The sequence below is a fragment of the Mycobacterium sp. E3247 genome (assembly GCF_001667785.1).
GTDB lineage: Bacteria > Actinomycetota > Actinomycetes > Mycobacteriales > Mycobacteriaceae > Mycobacterium.
Map to the genome: position 1 here is coordinate 1 of NZ_LZJG01000472.1, position 2,149 is coordinate 2,149.

Annotated in this window: 2 protein-coding genes and 1 pseudogene; all 3 read right to left on the reverse strand. The window is 70.0% G+C overall.

Translation table 11 applies throughout. The annotated features are described in order from the left end of the window. Positions 1-467 (reverse strand): annotated as a pseudogene (locus tag A9X04_RS23025) (hypothetical protein); the annotation flags it as partial. Continuing rightward, positions 464-1,654, reverse strand: a complete 1,191-nt coding sequence (rsmH, locus tag A9X04_RS23030) for a 16S rRNA (cytosine(1402)-N(4))-methyltransferase RsmH (protein WP_102417297.1) — start codon at positions 1,652-1,654, stop codon at positions 464-466. The gene rsmH and the pseudogene A9X04_RS23025, both read right to left, overlap by 4 nt. Continuing rightward, the gene (gene mraZ / locus A9X04_RS23035; protein ID WP_007170790.1) at positions 1,629-2,060 is read right to left on the reverse strand and encodes a division/cell wall cluster transcriptional repressor MraZ; all 432 of its coding nucleotides are present in this window, start codon (positions 2,058-2,060) and stop codon (positions 1,629-1,631) included. The genes rsmH and mraZ overlap by 26 nt, the downstream gene beginning before the upstream one ends. Between the last annotated feature and the right edge of the window lie 89 nt (positions 2,061-2,149).

Genomic DNA, 2,149 nt, shown 5'->3' on the forward strand with positions numbered 1-2,149 from the left:
AGCAGCCGGGTCCTCTCGCGCGCGTGACTCAACTTGTAGGAGCGCTCGGCGGAGTCCGTGGACAACCACAGCGTCAGACCAAGCCCGAGACCGAGCGCGCCGATGACCAACACGACGAACGGGACCTTGCTCGCGAGGGTGCGGGGACGCAGATCGATCGCGGCCAGCCGGGCCGCCAGCCGCTCACTCAGGCGAGGACGAACAACCTTGGGGGCCTTGGCTTTCCGCGCCTTGGCCCGCGCCTTGGCCTGACTGGTGCTCTTGGGCCGCGCCGGCCGCTCGACCGGCCGGGCGATGGGGCTGGTGTGCGGTCCGGACTTGGGCGCGCGGCTCTCGCGGGTGGGCGCCGAGCTCCGCCCGGGCCGGGTGCGGCGGGCCGGGCCCGGATCGGCCGTCGAACGCCTGCTCCGCCGGGCGGAACCGTCGCGCCCGCCGCGGCGATTCGGCGTTTCGCGCTTTGCTTTCATGCCTGGCCCTTCCCGGTTGCCTGCTCGATCCGTTCGACAGCTCGTAGTCGCACCGCGGCGCTGCGCGGATTGCGTTCCACCTCATCGGCATCCGCGCGTTCGGCGCCATGCGTCAGGGACCGGAACCGTGGCTCGTGGCCGGGCAGTTCGACCGGCAGGTCCACCGGTGTGCGGGAGGCGACCGCGTCGGCGAACAACCGCTTGACGATTCGGTCTTCCAGCGACTGGTAAGCCAGCACCACCATGCGCCCGCCGACGGTGAGCGCCTCCAGCCCGGCCGGGATCGCGCTGCGCAGCGAGTTCAGCTCGTCGTTGACGGCGATCCGCAGGGCCTGGAAGGTCCGCTTGGCCGGATGCCCCCCGGTGCGCCGGGCCGGGGCCGGAATCGCCTGGTAGAGCAGGGCTACCAGCTCCGCGGTCGACGTGAACGGGGCGCGGGCGCGCTGGCGCACGATCTGCGCCGCGATGCGGCGCGCGAACCGCTCTTCACCGTAGCGATGCAGGATGTCCGCCAAAGCCGCTTCGTCGTAGGTGTTGAGGATCTCCGCCGCCGTCAACGGCGACTCCGGATCCATCCGCATGTCCAGCGGCGCGTCCTGAGCGTAGGCGAAGCCCCGCTCGGCGCGGTCGAGTTGCATGGAGGACACCCCGAGGTCGAACAGCATCCCGTCGACCGATTCGGCCGTGCGGTAACCGGATTCGGTCAGAGCCGCAGCGAGGCCGTCGTAGCGGGTGTGCACCAGGGTGACCCGGTCGGCGAACGGCGCCAACCGGTCCCCGGCGATGTCCAGCGCGCTGGGATCGCGGTCGAGTCCGATCAGCCGCAACCCCGGCAGGTCGGTCAGGAACCGTTCGGCGTGCCCGCCCGCGCCGAGGGTGGCGTCGAGGAGGACCGCGCCCGAACCGTCGGCGTGGTGGCGGGTCAGCGCGGGGGTGAGCAGTTCGACGCAGCGGTGCAGCAGGACGGGCACATGTCCGAAGTTCGCTGAATCGTCAACCACGGCAACACCTCCCCGGGTCGGGCGAGACGCCCCTGACCCCTCGGCGGCCAGGAGGGCCGGCGCCCTTGCATCGAGGTCCCTGTCCGAAGGCACGAACCTGGCGTTGGGGAAGTACGCCAGGGTCGGTTCGGGCAGAGGCCACGTTGCACGGGCATGCGCCTCAGATGATGTCGCCGAGTGCTTCATCGCTGGCCGCGGAGAAGTTCTCTTCGTGGGTCTGCTGGTAGTCCTGCCATGCTTGCGCATCCCAGATCTCCAGGTAGTCGACCGCTCCGATCACCACGCAATCCTTGGAGAGGTTCGCGTAGCGGCGGTGATCGGCCGACAACGTGATGCGTCCCTGCGCGTCGGGATGCTGCTCGTCCGTGCCGGCGGCGAGGTTGCGCAGGAATGCACGGGCGTCGGGGTTGCTGCGCGACGCCTTGCTCGCCCGGCGCGCGAGCTGCTCGAATTCACCCCGCGGATAGACGGCGAGGCTGTGGTCTTGGCTCTTGGTGACCATCAACCCCCCTGCCAGCGCATCGCGGAACTTGGCGGGCAACGTGAGCCGCCCCTTGTCGTCGAGTTTGGGCGTGTAGGTGCCGAGAAACACCAGCTCACCTCCCCGCTCGGGGTCACCGCCTCGCCATACCGCGAAATCACCCGCCCCATACTCGAATACGTCAAGCGGGTCAGCAAGGA

What these genes read in the sequence shown, in the direction of transcription:
- rsmH (WP_102417297.1), bottom strand. Translation starts at nt 1,654, where the DNA reads ATGAAGCACTCGGCGACATCATCTGAGGCGCATGCCCGTGCAACGTGG.